This window comes from Kribbella sp. NPDC055071 (assembly GCF_053608045.1).
Genome location: NZ_JBSGUS010000001.1, coordinates 251,121 through 268,408, shown reverse-complemented (window position 1 = coordinate 268,408; position 17,288 = coordinate 251,121). Strand labels below are relative to the sequence as shown.

The following is a 17,288-nucleotide window of genomic DNA, read 5'->3' as shown; positions in this document are numbered from 1 at the left end:
GCTCAGCCCAGACTCGCGATGAGCTCCTTCAGCCGACGCTCCTGCGCCTCGCGCTCGGCCTTCAACTGCTCTTCGTACGAGCGGTCCGCGGCACCAAGCAGCAACGCCTTGGTCTCGCGGACCGCACCCACGAGCGGCGTCAGCAACGCCTCACTCAAATCCTTGACCGTATCGGCCAGCTCCTCGGCCGGTACGACGATGTTCGCCAGGCCGAGCTCCTTCGCCTCATCGGCCTCCACCCAGCGCGTGGTCGCGCAGAGCTCGAGCGCCCGCGAGTAGCCGACCAACTGCACGAGCGGCTGGGTCCCTCCGAGATCCGGGACCAGACCGAGGCCGACCTCACGCATGCTGAACCGCACGTCGGGCGTGACCACCCGCAGGTCGCAGGCCAACGCGAGCTGAAAGCCGGCGCCGATCGCATGTCCTTGGACGGCGGCGATGCTGATGATCTCGGGTCGCCGCAGCCAGGAGAACCCGGCCTGGAACCGGGCGATCAGCTCGTGCACCTCAGCGGTCGGCTTCGCGCCCAGGCTGAGCAGCGGCTCCTCGCCGCCCGGGTTCTCACCCATGATCAGCCGCGTGTCGAGGCCGGCCGAGAACGACGGCCCTTCCCCGGACAGGATCACCACGCGAACGTCGGACGGCAACGTCGTACCGAACTCCGCCAGTGCACTCCACATCGCCGGCGTCTGCGCGTTCCGCACCTCCGGCCGGTCCAGCACTACCCGCGCGATCGGGCCTTCCACTGTCAGCCGCAGTCCGTCCATACGGCGAACATTACCCGCGATTAACTTAAATGAGCGAGACGCCGGCCAGCTCCAGCTCGTCGGCGAAGTGACAGCGCGAGAGCTGCCCCTGCTGGAGCGTGCGGAGTTCCGGCGGATCCACAGCACAGCGATCCTCGGCGTACGGGCAGCGCGGGTGAAACGTACAGCCGCTGGGAGGCTCCGACGGATCCGGCACCTCACCGGCCAGCGGCACCCATTCGCGACGGATCCGGGGGTCCGGGCGCGGTACGGCGCGCAGCAGACTCTCGGTGTACGGATGCTGTGGCGCGGCGAAGAGCTCGTCCGTCGGGGCGAGCTCGACGACCCTACCGAGGTACATCACCGCCACCCGGTCACACAGGTGCTGGATCACCGAGAGATCGTGCGAGATGAAGAGGTAGGTGAGATCCAGCTGTTCCTGCAGATCCTCCAGCAGGTTGAGAATCTGGGAGCGGATCGACACGTCCAGGGCGGAGACGGCCTCGTCCGCGACAACCAGCCGCGGCCGGGTCACCAAGGCCCGTGCGATCCCGATGCGCTGTCGCTCGCCGCCCGAGAACGCATGCGGGTAGCGCCGCATCGCTTCGGGCCGCAGCCCGACCAGCCGCAGCGTCTCCTCCACCCGGTCGACCAGCTCGGTGCCGGACGCCATCCCATTGATCTTGAGCGGCTCGGCCACGATCTGCTGGACGGTCATGCGCGGGCTGAGCGACGAGGTCGGGTCCTGGAACACGGTCCGGATCTCCCGCCGGTACGGACGAAGCTGGTCCCGGCCGAGCTTGACGAGATCCACCGGATCACCGTCGGGACGGTGATAGACGATGCTCCCGGCGGTCGGTTCGTACCCGCGGAGCACACAGCGGCCCAGGGTGGTCTTGCCACAGCCTGACTCCCCCACCAGGCCCAGCGTCTCGCCACGGTTCACGGTCAGCGATACGTCGGACAAGGCATCGACCGTGTGCACGCGTCGCCGGACCAGACCCCGCGTCGAACGGAACCGCATGGACAGTCCGCTCACCTCGAGCAGTGTCGTCACTCCCAGGCCTCCGTGGTGTCGTAGAGATGGCAGCGCACCGACCTGTCGCCGCCCGGGCTGGACAGGACGAGCGGCACCTCGGTGTCACACCGGTCGGGGATGAACCGGTCGCAGCGCGGGTGGAACGGGCAGCCGGTCGGCCGCTGGTACGGATTCGGGACCGTCCCGGCGATCGTGTCGAGCCGCTGTTTCGACCGAGCCCCGATCACCGGCACGGATCGGAGCAGCGCCCGGGTGTACGGATGCCGTGGGCTGTGGAACAACTCGTCGACGTCGCACTGCTCGACGACCGTGCCGAGGTACATCACCGAGACCCGGTCCGCGATCTCCGCGACCACCCCGAGGTCATGGGTGATGAACAGCACGGCCATCTGCAGCTGCTCCCGCAACTCGCGCAGCAGGTCGAGGATCTGCGCCTGCGTGGTGACGTCCAGCGCGGTGGTCGGCTCGTCCGCGATCAGCAGCTTCGGGCCGCAGGCCAGCGCCATCGCGATCATGGCCCGCTGCCGCATCCCACCGGAGAGCTCGAACGGATAGCTGTCGACCCGGCGCTCGGGCCGGGGAATGCCGACCCGGCGCAGACCGTCGATCGCCCGGTCGCGGGCCTCGGTCTTGCTGACGGGCTCGTGATTCCTGATGTTCTCGATGATCTGCGCACCGATCGTGTGCACCGGCGACAACGAACTCATCGGTTCCTGGAAGATCATCCCGATCTCGCCACCACGCAACTGCCGGAGCTCCTCGCTGCGGGGATTCAAGGCGGCGATGTCCACCGGAGCCGGAGTCCCGGTGTAGCGGATCTCTCCGGCCACGATCCGGCCGGGCGGCTGGACGAGTCGCAGGATCGACCGCGCGGTCGCGGACTTGCCACAGCCCGACTCGCCGACGATCGCCACCGTCTCGCCGCGCTCAACGCTCAGGTCGACGCCGTCGACCGCCCGGACCAGTCCTTCCGGGCCTTCGAAGTGTGTCGCCAATCCGGTGATGCGAAGGAGTGGCTCTTGATCAGGTGCCATAGGGATCCGCCGCATCACGCAGTCCGTCGCCGAAGAAGTTGAACGCCATCACCGTCACCACGACCGCCGCGCCCGGGAGCAGCAGCCACGGCGCACTGGCCAGCACCCGGATGTTCTGCGCGTCACTGAGCAGCACTCCCCACGACACCGCCGGCGGCACCAACCCGAGACCGAGGAACGACAAGGCGGTCTCCGCGAGGATCACTGAAGGAATCGCGAGGGTGAGGGTGGTGATGATGTAGCTGGTCATGCCGGGCAGCAGGTAGCGCACGATGATCCGGCCGCGACTCGCGCCGTCGAACTCGGCCGCCAGCACATAGTCCTCCGTACGCAACTCAAGGAACTTGCCGCGGATCACCCGGGCGAGACCGGTCCAGCCGATCAACGAGAGGATGATCGTGATTGCGGCGTACGTCTTGATGGGGCCCCAGCCGGGTGGCACTGCGGCGGCAAGACCGAGCCACAACGGCAGCGTCGGGATCGACATGATGAACTCGATCGCCCGCTGGATGATCGTGTCCGGCGCTCCCCCGAGATAGCCGGACAGACCACCCAGCAGGACACCGAGGACCAGTCCGACGACCACGCCGAAAAGCCCTACGGACAAGGAGATTCTGGCGCCGTACAGGATGCGGCTGAACAGGTCGCGGCCCTGCGCATCCGCACCCCACAGGTAGAACGGACGGCCCACCTCGGCCGGCGCCAGGAAGTGCCGGTCGGACGGGATCAGGCCGAACAACCGGTACTTGTCCCCCTTGGCGAAGAACCGCAGTTCGGTCCGGTCGGCCGGATCCACCGTGAACCGTCGTTCCATCGTCGTGGGGTCCGCCGAGGACTTGTAGCCGTTGACATACAGGCCGTCGAAGCTCAGGTGGAGACGTTGCGGCGGTGCGTACGCGTAGGTGGAGTGGTAGGCCTGCTGGGTCGCCGGCGCCCAGAACTCACAGGTCGCGGCAACGACGTAGGCGACCCCGATGACGACCAGGCACACCACGGCAAGCCGGTGCCGGCGGAAGCGCATCCACATCAGCCGCCGGGGCGAAGCGAAGGAGACCTCGGTCATCTACAGCATCCCCATCCGGATCCGCGGGTCGACCAGCGCGAGCAGTACGTCGGACAGCAGCGTCCCGATCACCGTCAGCACCGAGACGATCAGGATGATCGAGCCGGCCAGGTACATGTCCTGGGCCTCCAAAGCCCCGAGCAGCAACGGGCCCGTACTCGGCAGGCCGAGCACCTGCGCCACGATGACCTCGCCGCCGAACAGGCCCGGCAGCACCCAACCGGCCGTCGAGATGAACGGGTTGAGCGCGACCCGGACCGGGTAGCGGAGCAAGAGCCGCCGTTCGGACAAACCCCGGCTGCGCGCGGTCACGACGTACGGCTTGTGCAGCTCGTCGAGCAGGTTGGCGCGAAGGACCCGGATCGTGCCGCCCACGCCCTCCAGCGAGAGAACCAGCACCGGCAGCCACAGATGCGCGAGCAGGTCCAGGACCTTGCCGAGATTCCATGGCGCGTCCACCCATTCGGGTGAGAACAGCCCGCCGACCGAGACCCCGGCGTACCGGAACATCAGGTACGACACGGTCAGCGCGACCATGAAGCCTGGTACGGCGATGCCCAGGAACGCCAGTCCGGTCAGCACGTAGTCGCCGACCGAGTACTTGCGCACCGCCGAGTAGATCCCGGCGGGCAAGGCGATGAGCCAGCCGAACACCAGGGTCGAGATCCCGAGCACGAGGGTCCACGGCAGCCGTTCGGCGAGCAGCGCCGACACCGGCCGGCCGTACTTGAACGACTGCCCGAAGTCGCCGTGCAGGACGATGTTGCCGATCCACTTGACGTACTGCTCGAACACCGACTGGTCGAGCCCGTACCGCACCCGCAACGCGGCCAGGTAGGCCGGATCCGCGCCCTGCCCGGACTTCTGCAGGTTCGCGGCCAGGGTGGTCAGGTAGTCGCCGGGCGGCAGCTGGATGATCACGAACGAGACCACCGAGATGCCGAACACCGTCAGCACCATGTACGCCAGCCGGCGCAGAAGGAACGGTCCCATCGGTCAGTGCTTCGCCGGGTCCTGGTACGAGACCTGCTCCATCAGCGTGGCCATCTCGCTGCCCACGTGATAGCTCTCCATCGCGTGCTCGCGGATGTTGATCAGGTCCGCGTTCGCCACCAGTGGATGCGCCGGCGTCATCACCGTCCCCAGGATCCAGACGTTCTGGTCGTGCAGCCGCAGGATCTGCCGACCGACCTCCAGCCGGGCCTTGTCGTCGATCTCCTGCTTCAGCTGGTCGTACAACGTCTGCAGCTTGCGGATGTCACCGGTCGGCTCGACGCCGGACTGTCCGTTCGTCTGATACCAGGTCCCGTACAGCGGTGCCCAGAAAGCACTCAGCCCGGCCGGTACGACGGATCCCGGGTCGATGTCCCAGATGTACGTCTCGGTGGTGCTGCACGCGATGTCGTACTTTGCCTGCGGCAACCGTTGCCACCACAGTTCACCGGCGATCAAATGCGCGAACGCGTCGATGCCCGCCTTGGCCCAGTACCCCACGATCAACTGATAGAGCTCGACCAACTGCTGATCCTGGATCATCAACTCGAGCCGGAGCTTCTTGCCGTCCGGTCGGAGCCGGAAGCCTTGGGCGTCGCGTTCGGTCAGCCCGAGCCCGTCGAGCAACTCATTGGCCTTGGCGAGGTCGAACTCGATGAAGCGCTGACCCATGCCCTTCTCGAAGTAGATGTCCTCGGCCTGACCGCACGGGTGCTGGATGATGCCCTGACCGACGTACAGGGTCTCGTTCAGCTCGGGACGGTTGATCGCGTGCGAGAGGGCGGCCCGGAAGTCGAGCTCGCCGAAGAGTTTGCGGAGCACCTCGTCCGGATGGTTCTGGTTCAGGCTGATCGCCGGCAGCGCGGCGTCGTCCTTCCAGCGATACACCTTGTACTTCTTGGCCTCGGCAGTGCGCAGCAGCACGGGCATGTCCCGGAACGTCAGCGCGATGGTGCCGAGATCGAGATCGCCGTTCGCCGCGCGGAGCACAATCGTCTCCGGCTGCGCGAAGAAGAAGCTGATCTTGTCGACGTACGGGAGTTGCCTGCCGTCCGGGTCGACCTTCCAGTAGTACGGGTTGCGCTCGGCGATCGCCGTACCACCGGCGCGGGCGGGGCGGGCGACCTTCCAGGCACCGAGAACCGGGCGGTCCGGGTTCAGCCAGATGTCGTTCTTCGCGGCGAACAGGTCGTTCCAGCTGTTGTAGCCACCGGCCTTCGCCTGCTGCGCGAGGTCGGCGGCCTTCGTGAAGTCGGGGTGGAACTGGCTCAGGTAGTGCTTGGGCAGCATCAGGCCGAGACCGAGGTCCGGGAAGCAGAAGAACTTCAGCAGCAGGCCGTGCGGGTCCGCGAAGGAGAAGGCGATCGTGTGGTCGTCGATCTGCTCGAAGACCGCCGGCTTACCCTTCGGCGACAACCAGCCCCACGGCACCGGTGTCAGGATCTTGTTCTGGAAGACGTGCTGATAGACGAACATCAGGTCGTCGGTCGTGAACGGCTTGCCGTCGGACCACTTCACCCCCTGCCGAAGATGGAAGACATAGCGGCGTCCGCCGTTCTCGATGTCCCACGATTCGGCCAGCCCGGGCTGCGGCCCGGTCGTCTCCAGGTTCCACTCCGCCAGGCACGACCGGCCGTAGCTGCGCATGGGGAAGGCATCGGCCGGCTCGACATGCGCCTTGCGGAACGTCCCGCCGAACGCCCCCGTCTTGGTCAGCGGGTGGACCACTGCCGGGTTCTTCGGGAGTCGCTCGGCCAACGGCGGCAGCTTGCCCTGCTGGACCAGCGCGGCCAGCATCGGGGACTCCTTGGCGCCGCTGATCGCGGTCTGACCGTCCTTGTCGGCGTTGTCCGGAGTGGTGGAGAAGAACGAGCAGCCGGTCAGTGTCGAACTGAGGGCCGACCCACCGAGCAGCAAGCCTGCCGTCAGGATCGATCGGCGTGGGATATCGATTTCCACCGCGGCCACACTCCTTCGCGTTCGAGAAAATTGGGGGGACCTCGAAGAGCGAACACGACTCGCACAAGAGGTCTCGACCTTAGGTCCGCGCACTCACCCTGATCGCCGCTTGCCCGAAGGTTTGGCCAAGGCTGCCCGATCGGGAACCACCCCTGACCGGGGCCGTGATCAGGGCGTTAGGGTCGCCGGATGATCCCGTTCCCGCACCGGTTCGCCGGCACTGCCGGAAGGTTCGAACTCCCCGCCACCCCACGGATCGCCGGCCCGACCGAATTGGTCCAGTTGGTCCGCCAGGAGCTCCCGAGTCTGGTCTGGTCACAGGTTCTGGTGGACGACCGGCCGGACGTGATCCTGGCGCTGGACTCCGGATTGGTTGCCGAGGGCTACCGATTACGGGTCGAGCCGACGATCGTCACGATCGAGGCCGGCTCCGACGCCGGCGCCTTCTACGCGATTCAGACGATGAAGCAACTACTTCCGGCCGACGCGTGCCGCCGCGCTCGGATCCCCGGTCAGGTCTGGTCGATGCCGACCGGTCTGATCGAGGACGCTCCGACCTTCGGCTGGCGCGGGTGCATGCTCGATGTCGCACGACATTTCCTGCCGAAGACCTTTGTTTTCAAGCTGATCGACCTCCTCGCGTTCCACAAGCTGAACGTGCTGCAACTGCACCTGACCGACGACGAAGGCTGGCGGTTCCAGTCAGACCGCTATCCGCGGCTGACCGAGGTCGGTGGGTGGCGCCAGGAGACCAAGATGTACCGGGTGGAGGCAGGTGACGGCACCCCGCACGGTGGCTTCTACACCAAGGCCGACCTTGCCGAGATCGTCGCGTACGCCGCTCGCCGGTTCGTGACCGTCGTACCGGAGATCGAGATGCCGGCCCACTCGCTGGCCGCGATCAACGCCTATCCGGTCCTCAGTACCGATCCGGATGCTCAGGGCAACGATTCGACGCCACCCGGGCAGGCCACCGTGAACGTCGAGGACACCACGTTCGAGTTCGTCTTCGGGGTGCTCGAGGAGGTGCTCGAGATCTTCCCGAGCGAGTTCGTCCACATCGGCGGTGACGAGGTCCCACCGGAACCCTGGCTCCGCGATTCCCGCGCGCAGGCGAAGATGCGCGAACTCGGTCTGACCCAGCCGGTCCAACTGCAGGCATGGTTCATGGGGAACGTCGACCGCTGGCTGGCCGACCGCGGTCGTCGGATGGTGTGCTGGCACGACATCGACCCCACCGACCTGACGCCGGGGGCCGTGGTGATGTCCTGGCGCGACACCGTCGGCGGGATCGCGGCGGCTCGCGCCGGCCGGGACACGGTGATGGCACCGCACACGTCGACGTACCTCGACTACTACCAGTCGGACAGCCCGGACGAGCCGGTGGCGATGGGCGGTCCGAATACGGTCGAGGTGATCCTCGGCCATGAGCCCGTGCCGGCCGAGCTGTCGACCGAGGAAGCCGCTCGGGTCCTCGGCACGCAATGCGAGCTGTGGACCGAGTACATGCCGACACCGGAACGCGTCGAGTACATGGCGTTTCCCCGGATCTGCGCGTTCGCGGAGACCGCTTGGCGCGCGGACCGGAACCGCTCGTACCCGGAGTTCCTCGAGCGGCTGCGGCCGCACCTGGATCGCCTCGACGCGCTCGGAGTCGGCTACCGCCCGCTGGACGGGCCGCATCCATGGCAGGCCGGTGGTACCGGCAGACTGAAACGGCTGGACTAGGCCAAAGACACCAGGTCGGCGTAGTCCTGCGTCCACAGGTCTTCGACGCCATCCGGGAGCAACAGGACGCGCTCTGGCTCGAGCGCTTCGACCGCGCCCTCGTCGTGGGTGACGAGGACGATGGCCCCGGTGTACGAACGGATCGCGTTCAGCACCTCCGCGCGCGACGCCGGGTCCAGGTTGTTGGTCGGCTCGTCGAGGAGCAGGACGTTGGCGGCCGACACGACGAGCGTGGCCAGCGCGAGCCGGGTCTTCTCGCCACCCGACAGCACTCGCGCCGGCTTGTCGGCGTCGTCGCCGGTAAACAGGAACGAGCCGAGCACGCTACGGGCCTGTGTCTCGTTCAGATCCGGTGCAGCGGACTTCATGTTCTCGATCACGGTCCGGTTGACGTCGAGGGTCTCGTGCTCCTGCGCGTAGTACCCGAGCTTGAGGCCGTGTCCGTCGATCACCTCGCCCGTGTCCGACTTCTCGATCCCGGACAGCACGCGCAGCAGCGTGGTCTTGCCGGCGCCGTTCAGTCCGAGAACGACGACGCGCGAGCCCTTGTCGATCGCGAGATCCACGTCGGTGAAGATCTCCAGCGAACCGTACGACTTCGACAGTTCGCGGGCCATCAACGGCGTCTTGCCGCAGGGCGCCGGAGTCGGGAACGCGATCTTCGCGACGCGATCCGACTTGCGGGTGTCCTCGAGCGACGACATCAACTGCTCGGCCCGCCGGAGCATCTGCTGCGCCGCCGTCGCCTTGGTCGCCTTGGCGCGCATCTTGTTCGCCTGGTCGACGAGCTGGGTCGCCTTCTTCTCGGCGTTCGCCCGCTCGCGCTTACGCCGCCGTTCGTCGGTCTCGCGCTGAGTCAGGTAGGCCTTCCAGCCGACGTTGTAGATGTCGATCTCGGCCCGGTTCGCATCCAGGTGGAAGACGCGGGTGACGGTCTCCTCGAGCAGGTTCACGTCGTGGCTGATCATGATCACGCCACCGGAGTACGACTTGAGGAAGTCGCGCAGCCAGACGATCGAGTCGGCATCCAGGTGGTTGGTCGGCTCGTCCAGCAGCAGCATCTCGGCCTGCGCGAACAGGATGCGGGCCAGCTCGACCCGGCGGCGCTGACCACCCGACAGCGTGCCCAGCGGCTGGCCGAGGACGCGGTCCGGCAAGCCCAGGTTCGCCGCGATCCGGGCCGCTTCGGCCTCAGCGGCATACCCACCGGCGGCGTGCAGGTCGGCCTCGGCGCGCTCGTACCGCCGCATGCCCTTTGCGCGAGTCTTCTCGTCAGCCGCCGCCATGGCCTTCTCCGCACTGCGCATCCGCCGTACGACGTCGTCCAGACCGCGCGCGGACAGGATCCGGTCCCGCGCGAGTATCTCGAGGTCGCCGGTGCGCGGGTCCTGCGGGAGATAGCCGATCTGGCCGGAGGTGTTGACGGAGCCGGACGCCGGGAGGCCCTCACCGGCCAGGATCTTGGTCAGGGTCGTCTTGCCGGCGCCGTTGCGCCCGACCAGCCCCACCTTGTCGCCCGGGCCGACCCGGAACGAGGCGGGTGCGAGCAACTGACGGGCACCGACGCGGACCTCGAGATTGGAGACAGTGATCATCGGGGTTCGCAGGTGTCCTTAAGCTCAGGGGGATCAAGCGGATCGGAGGGCGTCGGGCACGCGGTGTCGGTGCCGTGGCTGCGTACTGTTACGGCGCAGTGTCACGGCACGCCGAAATACCCCGCCCTCGGTACTAGTGTAGGTGGCGTGAAATTCAACCCGGACGCGGATCTCGACACCAGCGGTGTCGAGGACACTCGTGGTAGCGGTGGTGGCGGCGGCGGTGGCCTGCCCGGCGGGGTGATCCCGGTCGGCGGTGGCATCGGCGGCATCATCCTGCTCGTCGTCATCCTGCTGCTGAACGGCGGTCTGCCCGGCGGGAGCGGCGGAGAGGATCCGGCCGTCCGCAACACCGCAGCCGGGAACCTGGACTCCTGCAAGAAGGGCTCGGACCTGCAGTCGAACTCGGACTGCCGGTTCGTCTTCTACCAGAACTCGATCCAGAGCTTCTGGGCCGCTGAGCTCCCCCGGCGTGGCAAGAAGTACACCTCGGCGCCGATGCGGGTCTTCGACGGCTCGGTGAACACCGGCTGCGGGCCTGCGACCAGCGCGGTCGGCCCGTTCTACTGCCCGCCGGACCACAAGGTGTACCTGGAGCTCGGGTTCTTCAAGACGCTGCAGACGGATCTGGGCGCTCGCGGTGGGGACTTCGCCGAGGCCTATGTGATCGCCCACGAATACGGTCACCACATCCAGAACCTGTACGGCTACCTGGACCGCATCAAGACCCGCCAGGGCCCGTCGTCGGACTCGGTCCGCTCCGAGCTGCAGGCCGACTGCCTGGCCGGTGTCTGGACCAACCACGCCACCACGGTCCCCGACAAGAGCGGCAAGCCACTCATCACCGAGCTCTCCGAAGACGACATCGCCCGCGGCCTCGACGCAGCCGCAGCCGTCGGCGACGACCGCATCCAGTCCAAAACCCAAGGCCAGGTCACCCCCGAGTCCTTCACCCACGGCACCGCCGACCAACGCATGAGCTGGTTCAAACGCGGCATGGACTCCGGCGACCTCACCGCCTGCGACACCTGGTCCGCCAACCCACTCTGAGCCTCAGTCTCGACGGACGTCAAACAGAACCGCCCTGTGCTCAAGGCACAGGGCGGTTCCGTGTTCTGTGTTCGTCAGGCGACTGCGGCCGGGCGGTGGTAGCCCGGGAGGAGGTCGTCGACCAGGGCGTCGGTTTCTGGTTCGGCGCCTCGGGGGGCGCCGTGCTTGGCCAGGGCGGCGTACATCTGGCCGGCGACGTTGTTGACGTCGGCCGTGGTGCCGAAGTGCGAGGCCAGGCGGAGGGTGGCTCGCCAGAGGTCCTCCGAGGCCGGCGAGAAGCTGAGGCCGGTCTGGAGGGCAGTGCGGGCCAGGTTGCCGTCGTTGTGGTTGAGAGAGGCCTCTGCCAGGCGCAGCGCGGCGTCGACCACCGCCTCGACCATCTTCCGCTCGATACCCGAGGCGGCGAGCCAGGAGTAGCGACCGGCCGGCAGGTTGGACCAGGCCGGGCCGTGGACCAGGCTGAGCGCCGTCGACAGCGGACCGCGCGGGTCGTCCATCATCGTGGCCTGCTTGGCCAGCGTGCGGAACACGTCCCAGTCGACCCGGACCACACTGCGGTTCAGCATCCAGCGGCCGGACTCGTCGGAGTACATCGCATCGACACCCACCCACCGGCGGGTGTGCTCCAACGCCGCGTCGCGCAGCTCGTCGCTGATGCCGCGCGGCCAGATCGAGCCGGCCAGCACGTTCGGGTGAACGCCGTAGTCCTGGCTCGCCAGGAACGCGATGATCTCCGTCGACAGTGCAATCCGCCCGTCGTCGATCGCGCCCCGCGCATCCACCTCGACCGGCCCGAGCAGATCGACCTCGACCGGCGCCGACCGGGTGAGATCGGTGGTCGAGAACTCGTACGCCGGCATGTCCTGCTCGGCCCTGCGCTTGTCCCGCGCATCCGACTCGGCCGCGTCGAACAGCCCGACCAGGTCGGCGAACTGCTCCGGATTGATGCTGTGGGCATCGACCTCGAGGCCGAGCAGCCGGCAGACCGCCTGGTTCTTCTCGTCGACCACGAACCGCCACGGCGAGCTGATCACGTCGCCGACCACGACGACCGCGATGCTGCGCTTCTGGTCCGAGGCCAGCCGGTTCAGCTGGTCCTGCTCCTCCGGTGACGGCGGGGCGGACACGAAGATGATCTCCGCCCCCCACAACGCCGCGTCCGGATAGGCCATCCGCGCGTCGGCGACCGAGGTGACGTTCCGCCGCGCACAGGCCTGAACCTGAGCATCGGTACGACGAGCCACCTGCGCGATCGCGTCGTCGAGACGGACCCAGTAGCTCAGCCGTTTCGGCGACAGCGTCGACAGGTCGTCACCGAACCCGACCATGCTGACGTGCGCACCCTCGGACCACTGGTTCGTCGCGAGCTCGACCGCGAGCGAACCGACCACATCGCGGGACTGGGTGTTCATGCCCCCGAAGCTGACGATGCCGTTCGCGGTGTCGAGGTCGACCAGCACGGTCGCACCATCGGCGTTCTGACCGATCGTCACCAGCGTCGGGTACGGCGCGGGCGCGTTGACGTCACTCGTCGGGCCGTACGCGCGGCGAAGTGTCCACCGGGTGCCCTCGGCAATCGCCTGCCACGGGGCCGGCGGCGGGGACTGCGCCTCGTACGGGTCGAGCACGAGGGTCAGCGCGCGGTCCGTCACCAGGGCGGCGACGACCCGCGGCATCGGCCGCTCGATCTGTGTCATGTCGGCACCGAGCTTGCGCAACGAGTTGTCGACGAACTGGGCGGTCGGGATGTCGGAGGCCAACCGCAGACCGATCTCGGTCTGCCGGTGGCTGGCCGCCTTCGGACCCGGGCCGAGCGCCCAGCCGCGGCGCCGCTTCAGCGCCAGCGCCAGGCCGGCCGCGAGCAGCGTCGCGCCGAAGCCGTAGATCCCGGCGTCCCTCAGGCTGAAGCCATCGTCGGCCGCGACAGGTGCAGCCACGGGAACCTTGGTGCCGCCGGCTGCGGGGTCGCCCGGCTCGGACACCGCCGTACCGGGGCCGTGCGGGTTGACCGTGACGCCTGGCTCGGTCGGCTTGATGTTCTTCGCGCCCGGGTCGCCCTTCACGCTGCCGATGACGACGGACGAACCGGCCTCGACGCCCTGCTCGGACCAGCGGCTCGGACCCTGCGTCGTCGTGTGAGACCCCGTCGGCCCGGTCGTCGTCTTGCCTCCGACCGTGGGCTTGGACCCCGTGTGCGTCTTGGTGCCCGACTCGGTGGTCGTCGTGCCGCCGGTCGTCGTCTTGGTGCCGTTCGTAGTCTTGGTGCCGTTCGTGGTCTTCGTACCCGTGGTGGTGGTGCCGGTCGTGAGCTTCGTCCCGGTGCTGTGGTCGTCGATCTTGACGCGGACCGTGTGCACGCCCGGACCCTTGGCGTCCTGCGGCAGCCGGACCTGCCAGCCCGGCAGGATCAGGTCGGGGTTCGTGAGCCGGCGACCGTCCGGCTGCAGCTTGTTCTTGTTGAGGTCGTAGATCTCCTTGTACCGACGGCCCTCACCCAGGTACCGCTCGGCGATGTCCCACAGGCAGTCATAATTCCGGCCTGCCGGCGGACGGACCTCGGTGTACTTGATCACCGTGCCCGTCTCGTCGCTGTTGGTCCGGACACCGGTGTGCGTCGTCGTCGGCTTGGTCTGGTTGCCGCTCAGGACACTGCTGCGGGCCTCGGTCTGACGGAACTGGTCCCGGGTGCTCTGATCGCCGCCCTGCGCCACCGACACCGAAACCGGCATCACCGGGTTGGTCGTGACCGCGCTGGCGACGGGAAGGCTGACACCGGCTCCGGCGGCGATCAGTACGACGGTGCCGATCAGCCGGCGGGCCAGGCTCTGCGACCCACCGCCGAACGGAATGCGTGGCGACAGCCCATGACCGCGGGCCTCGGCGACCGCCTCGGCGATCAGACAGATCACGAAGTGCAGCCAGGCGATCCAGATGAAGAACGCGATGATGCCGAGGACGGTCCGGATGCTCAGTTCGCTGAACAGCAGATCGCGGTTCGGCATCGTGCCGGGCCACGGCGTACCGAAGAAACGCAGCAGGATGTACGGGACGCCACCGACGATCGCCAGGATCGCGAGCAGCGCAACGAAGCCCTTCAGCCGGTCCGCGCCCGGGCTCCCCGACCGCCGCTGCGGCAACCGCGCCGCCCGCACCGGTTCATTCGTCCTTACCATCGCTGCTCCTCCATACCCCCACCGTCAGCCACCAATGGCCTGAACTTCCTGCACCGGCAACCGCTGCACCGCCGTAACGTTCGCTGTCCCGATCGAGTGCCACTCACCCAGGTCCCGTCCGATCCAGTACGAGACCTCCCAGGTGATGGTCAGCTTGACGGTGTACATCCCGTCCGGCTGCGTCGCGCTGGACTTCTTGTACGTGTGCTTGCACGTGTTGATCTGGTGCTCTGGATCCTGCGACTGGTCGTAACCATCGGGATCGTCTATCGGGGTCACGCCTCCCGGGCATACGAACGGAGCGGTCCCGTCGCCGGGATCGACTTTCATGTGGATGACTATGCCGCGCATGGTCAGGTTGTGGTCCGGGCTGTAGTACCCGCTCTGCGGACCGTCCTCATTGACTGCCTGCGCGCTCTCCGGCGTCAGCGTGAAGAACGCCGGTACGTTCACGCGCGGCGTATAGGTAGGCATGATCTGGAGCGCCGGCGCTGGGTAAGTGCTCTTGAACGGCCACCAGAACTGGACCATGTACGGCGGGAACGGACACTGGGCCCGATCGGCCGCGTCCACCGGTACGTAGGCACGTTCGAGGTGAGCGTTCTCGCCACCGTTGTAAGTGTCCAGGTCGTAGTCCGTGATCGTGATCCGCAGCGACCAGGTCTTCCCCTCGGGCGCCGGTGGCAGGTGGACTCCCAGTGGGATCTCAAAGTCACGGCAGGGAACGAACGGTCTGCCTGCAAGTCTCATTCGCCAGCTCGGCGGGGGCGGTCCCTCACCAAGATACGGGCTGCCAGAGCTGCAGTACGCGCCGAAACCGATCGAGTTCACGTACATGCTGCAGACCGAATTACCGGTCTGGATGGTGTCCGCAGACGCTGTGGCGGCAGGTCCGGCCATCAGCAGTGCGAGTACGGCGCTCAGCACGAGCAGTCCACGTCCCACTCGGTTGTGCATCCTCACTCCCCAGACTTGTCTACCCGCAGGTTATCTTCGACCAGGTGCATCATGCCCGTTGCCCAGTGGCCCGTCACCTATTCGGAATGTGAATTCGACCGTTCTGATCTAGGCCGGATAGTGCACTCCCGCGCAGTTCACGCCGGTCGCCGGCGCCAACTTGTACGGCAGCCAGCCGACCCCGGTCCGGATCATGTCGATCGCCTCCGCCGAACCCTTCGGCGTGACGAATGCCCAGTTCTTCGCCTTCGGATCCCAGTACTGGGTGGTCTGCGAGCGGCACGTCTTCACGCGAACTGTGCCGTCCGGCTGGCTCTGCGTACCGACGACCACCACACTGCCCGGCGGGCGCATGACCCAGCCGTTGCGCTTGGCATCCACGATCCCCTGCGAGACATCGGCGTAGAAGAACGACGGGAACGACTTCTTCAGGATCGTGTCGTCCTTGGTTACCAGGGCTTGGAAGTACAGGGGGTACTTGTCCACGAGACCTTGGACGGCGGGGTTGCCGGCGTAGTTCCCTGCTACGACGTAGACCTGCTGGCCGGCTGCGGGTTTGGTGGTGGCTGCTGTCGTGGGTGCCGTGGTGGATGTACTCGGGGTCGGCGTGGTGGAGGTCGTCGTACCGGAGTCGCCACCTACCGGGACCGGCAGGCTGCCGTCGTTGGAGTCTTTGCCGCCGCAACTGGTCAGGAGGAGGGCGCCGGCCAGGAGGAGTGCGAGTTTTCGCATAGGTGAGGATCCTTCAGCGGCGCTTGGGGGTCGGACTTGGAGTCGGGGTGGGAGTCGGAGTCGGAGTCGGAGTCGGCGACTCGGTGTCGGTCGGGTCCGGTGTTGGGGACGCGTTCGGGGAGCAGGTGGCGGGGAACGGGAACGGCGACAGCGTCCACGTCGGCGTGGGTGAGCCCGTGGTCCACGTCGGGCACGGGAAGTCGATCGGGGGGCGGGCGGTGCTGACCGGTGCGCCGGGTTTGCCGGGGAGTTGGGACTCGACGACGATCGGGGGGATGGTGGGGCTGTCGTCGGCTTTTTTGATGCCCTGTTCGGCGTGGGCCTGGCCGGTGCCGGCGGCGCCCAGCGTGGTCTTGCCGATGAGGCCGAGGAAGGTGGTCTTGTTCTCGATCCGGACCGAGATGTCGACGGTCTTCTCGTTGAGGATGGTCGGCGCACACGACTTCACGCTCGGATCGTTCGCGATCACCTGCTGGCAGAACCCGGCGATCGCGATCGCGGCCTTGGCCGGGTCGATCTTCGCCTCGGGCGAGTTCAGCTGGATCGCGGCCGCACCGACGCGGGCCGCCTCCTGCGCGTAGCCGACGGCGCGCGAGCGGGCGCCGAGCTGGCGGCCGCCGTCGATCACCAGGCCGGCCAGCGTGAAGATCATCACCGCGAGAATCGCCACCGCGGGGCTCAACGCACCGCGCCCCAGGATCGGGCGTTGGTTGCCGGGGGCATCGATCCGGAAGAACTCGACGATCCGGGAGCGGTGCCGGTCGTGAGGTGCCATCAGCGCACTCCCCGGTAGGGATCCAGTGAAGAGGTGAATCGCTTGGTGATCGTCGTGTCCCCGCCGAGTCCGAGCAGGCCGAGATCTCGGTAGTTGATCGTGCAGGTGACCTCGACCGACAACGGCGAACCAGCCGTGAACGCGGTGGTGATGGTTCCGGAGGCGCTGTCCTTGCAGGACTTGATCGCCTGGCTCATCGTGTTGCCGACCGCTTCGTCGACCCGGCCCTGGGCGTCGTTCAGCGACCGCGCCTGGCTGGCCGAGCGCGCACCGTCGCGGGCCGCGCTCTCCAGCAACGAACTCGTCTGGAAGTACCGGCCGCACGCCAGCAGGAACATGAACAGGGCGAGCAGCACCGGCGCCAGGATCGCGAGTTCCAGTGCCAAGGCACCGCGCTCGTCCGGACGCCTCGAGCGGATCCCCAGTTTCCGCGTCATCTCCGGC

At 67.4% G+C, this 17,288-nt stretch carries 14 protein-coding genes; 2 read left to right on the top strand and 12 right to left on the bottom strand.

Features of this window, described 5'->3' with window-relative positions:
* Positions 1-2: 2 nt before the first annotated feature.
* From ACWF4Z_RS01245 to ACWF4Z_RS01220, 6 genes are read right to left on the bottom strand one after another with little or no spacing between them, the layout of a single operon-like run.
* Positions 3-767, bottom strand: a complete 765-nt coding sequence (locus ACWF4Z_RS01245) for an enoyl-CoA hydratase/isomerase family protein (protein ID WP_452240892.1) — start codon at positions 765-767, stop codon at positions 3-5.
* 25 nt (positions 768-792) lie between these two features.
* The gene (locus tag ACWF4Z_RS01240) at positions 793-1,803 is read right to left on the bottom strand and encodes an ABC transporter ATP-binding protein (RefSeq protein ID WP_452240891.1); all 1,011 of its coding nucleotides are present in this window, start codon (positions 1,801-1,803) and stop codon (positions 793-795) included.
* The gene (locus tag ACWF4Z_RS01235; protein ID WP_452240890.1) at positions 1,800-2,819 is read right to left on the bottom strand and encodes an ABC transporter ATP-binding protein; all 1,020 of its coding nucleotides are present in this window, start codon (positions 2,817-2,819) and stop codon (positions 1,800-1,802) included. Before ACWF4Z_RS01235 ends, ACWF4Z_RS01240 begins: the two co-directional genes overlap by 4 nt.
* Positions 2,809-3,882: an ABC transporter permease gene (locus ACWF4Z_RS01230; RefSeq protein WP_452240889.1), complete on the bottom strand. Its 1,074-nt coding sequence runs from the start codon at positions 3,880-3,882 to the stop codon at positions 2,809-2,811. The genes ACWF4Z_RS01235 and ACWF4Z_RS01230 overlap by 11 nt, the downstream gene beginning before the upstream one ends.
* On the bottom strand, positions 3,883-4,875 hold the full coding sequence (locus ACWF4Z_RS01225; RefSeq protein ID WP_452240888.1) for an ABC transporter permease: 993 nt from the start codon (positions 4,873-4,875) through the stop codon (positions 3,883-3,885).
* Positions 4,876-4,878: 3 nt separating this feature from the next.
* Entirely contained in the window at positions 4,879-6,834 is a 1,956-nt protein-coding gene (locus ACWF4Z_RS01220) for an ABC transporter substrate-binding protein (protein ID WP_452240887.1), read from the bottom strand.
* 189 nt (positions 6,835-7,023) lie between these two features.
* On the opposite strand from ACWF4Z_RS01220, the gene ACWF4Z_RS01215 reads away from it, so the two are divergent.
* A complete protein-coding gene (locus ACWF4Z_RS01215) occupies positions 7,024-8,562 on the top strand; it encodes a beta-N-acetylhexosaminidase (RefSeq protein ID WP_452240886.1) in 1,539 nt (512 codons plus the stop codon).
* Here ACWF4Z_RS01215 and abc-f read toward each other — a convergent pair.
* Positions 8,559-10,157 carry a ribosomal protection-like ABC-F family protein gene (abc-f, locus tag ACWF4Z_RS01210; protein ID WP_452240885.1) on the bottom strand — a complete coding sequence of 533 codons (1,599 nt, stop codon included), beginning with the start codon at positions 10,155-10,157 and terminating at the stop codon, positions 8,559-8,561. The genes ACWF4Z_RS01215 and abc-f overlap by 4 nt on opposite strands.
* A gap of 147 nt (positions 10,158-10,304) precedes the next feature.
* Between abc-f and ypfJ the strand changes: the two genes are divergently transcribed.
* Positions 10,305-11,207: a KPN_02809 family neutral zinc metallopeptidase gene (gene ypfJ, locus ACWF4Z_RS01205; protein ID WP_452240884.1), complete on the top strand. Its 903-nt coding sequence runs from the start codon at positions 10,305-10,307 to the stop codon at positions 11,205-11,207.
* A gap of 74 nt (positions 11,208-11,281) precedes the next feature.
* Here the strand turns inward: ypfJ and ACWF4Z_RS01200 are convergent, their stop codons facing one another.
* The 5 genes from ACWF4Z_RS01200 to ACWF4Z_RS01180 all read right to left on the bottom strand — a co-directional run bounded on the left by ACWF4Z_RS01200 (position 11,282) and on the right by ACWF4Z_RS01180 (position 17,281).
* On the bottom strand, positions 11,282-14,380 hold the full coding sequence (locus ACWF4Z_RS01200; RefSeq protein WP_452240883.1) for a hypothetical protein: 3,099 nt from the start codon (positions 14,378-14,380) through the stop codon (positions 11,282-11,284).
* A gap of 24 nt (positions 14,381-14,404) precedes the next feature.
* Positions 14,405-15,337: a hypothetical protein gene (locus ACWF4Z_RS01195; RefSeq protein ID WP_452240882.1), complete on the bottom strand. Its 933-nt coding sequence runs from the start codon at positions 15,335-15,337 to the stop codon at positions 14,405-14,407.
* Positions 15,338-15,445: 108 nt separating this feature from the next.
* On the bottom strand, positions 15,446-16,069 hold the full coding sequence (locus ACWF4Z_RS01190) for a hypothetical protein (protein ID WP_452240881.1): 624 nt from the start codon (positions 16,067-16,069) through the stop codon (positions 15,446-15,448).
* 13 nt (positions 16,070-16,082) lie between these two features.
* On the bottom strand, positions 16,083-16,844 hold the full coding sequence (locus ACWF4Z_RS01185) for a TadE/TadG family type IV pilus assembly protein (RefSeq protein ID WP_452240880.1): 762 nt from the start codon (positions 16,842-16,844) through the stop codon (positions 16,083-16,085).
* The gene (locus ACWF4Z_RS01180) at positions 16,844-17,281 is read right to left on the bottom strand and encodes a TadE/TadG family type IV pilus assembly protein (protein WP_452240879.1); all 438 of its coding nucleotides are present in this window, start codon (positions 17,279-17,281) and stop codon (positions 16,844-16,846) included. The genes ACWF4Z_RS01185 and ACWF4Z_RS01180 overlap by 1 nt, the downstream gene beginning before the upstream one ends.
* Between the last annotated feature and the right edge of the window lie 7 nt (positions 17,282-17,288).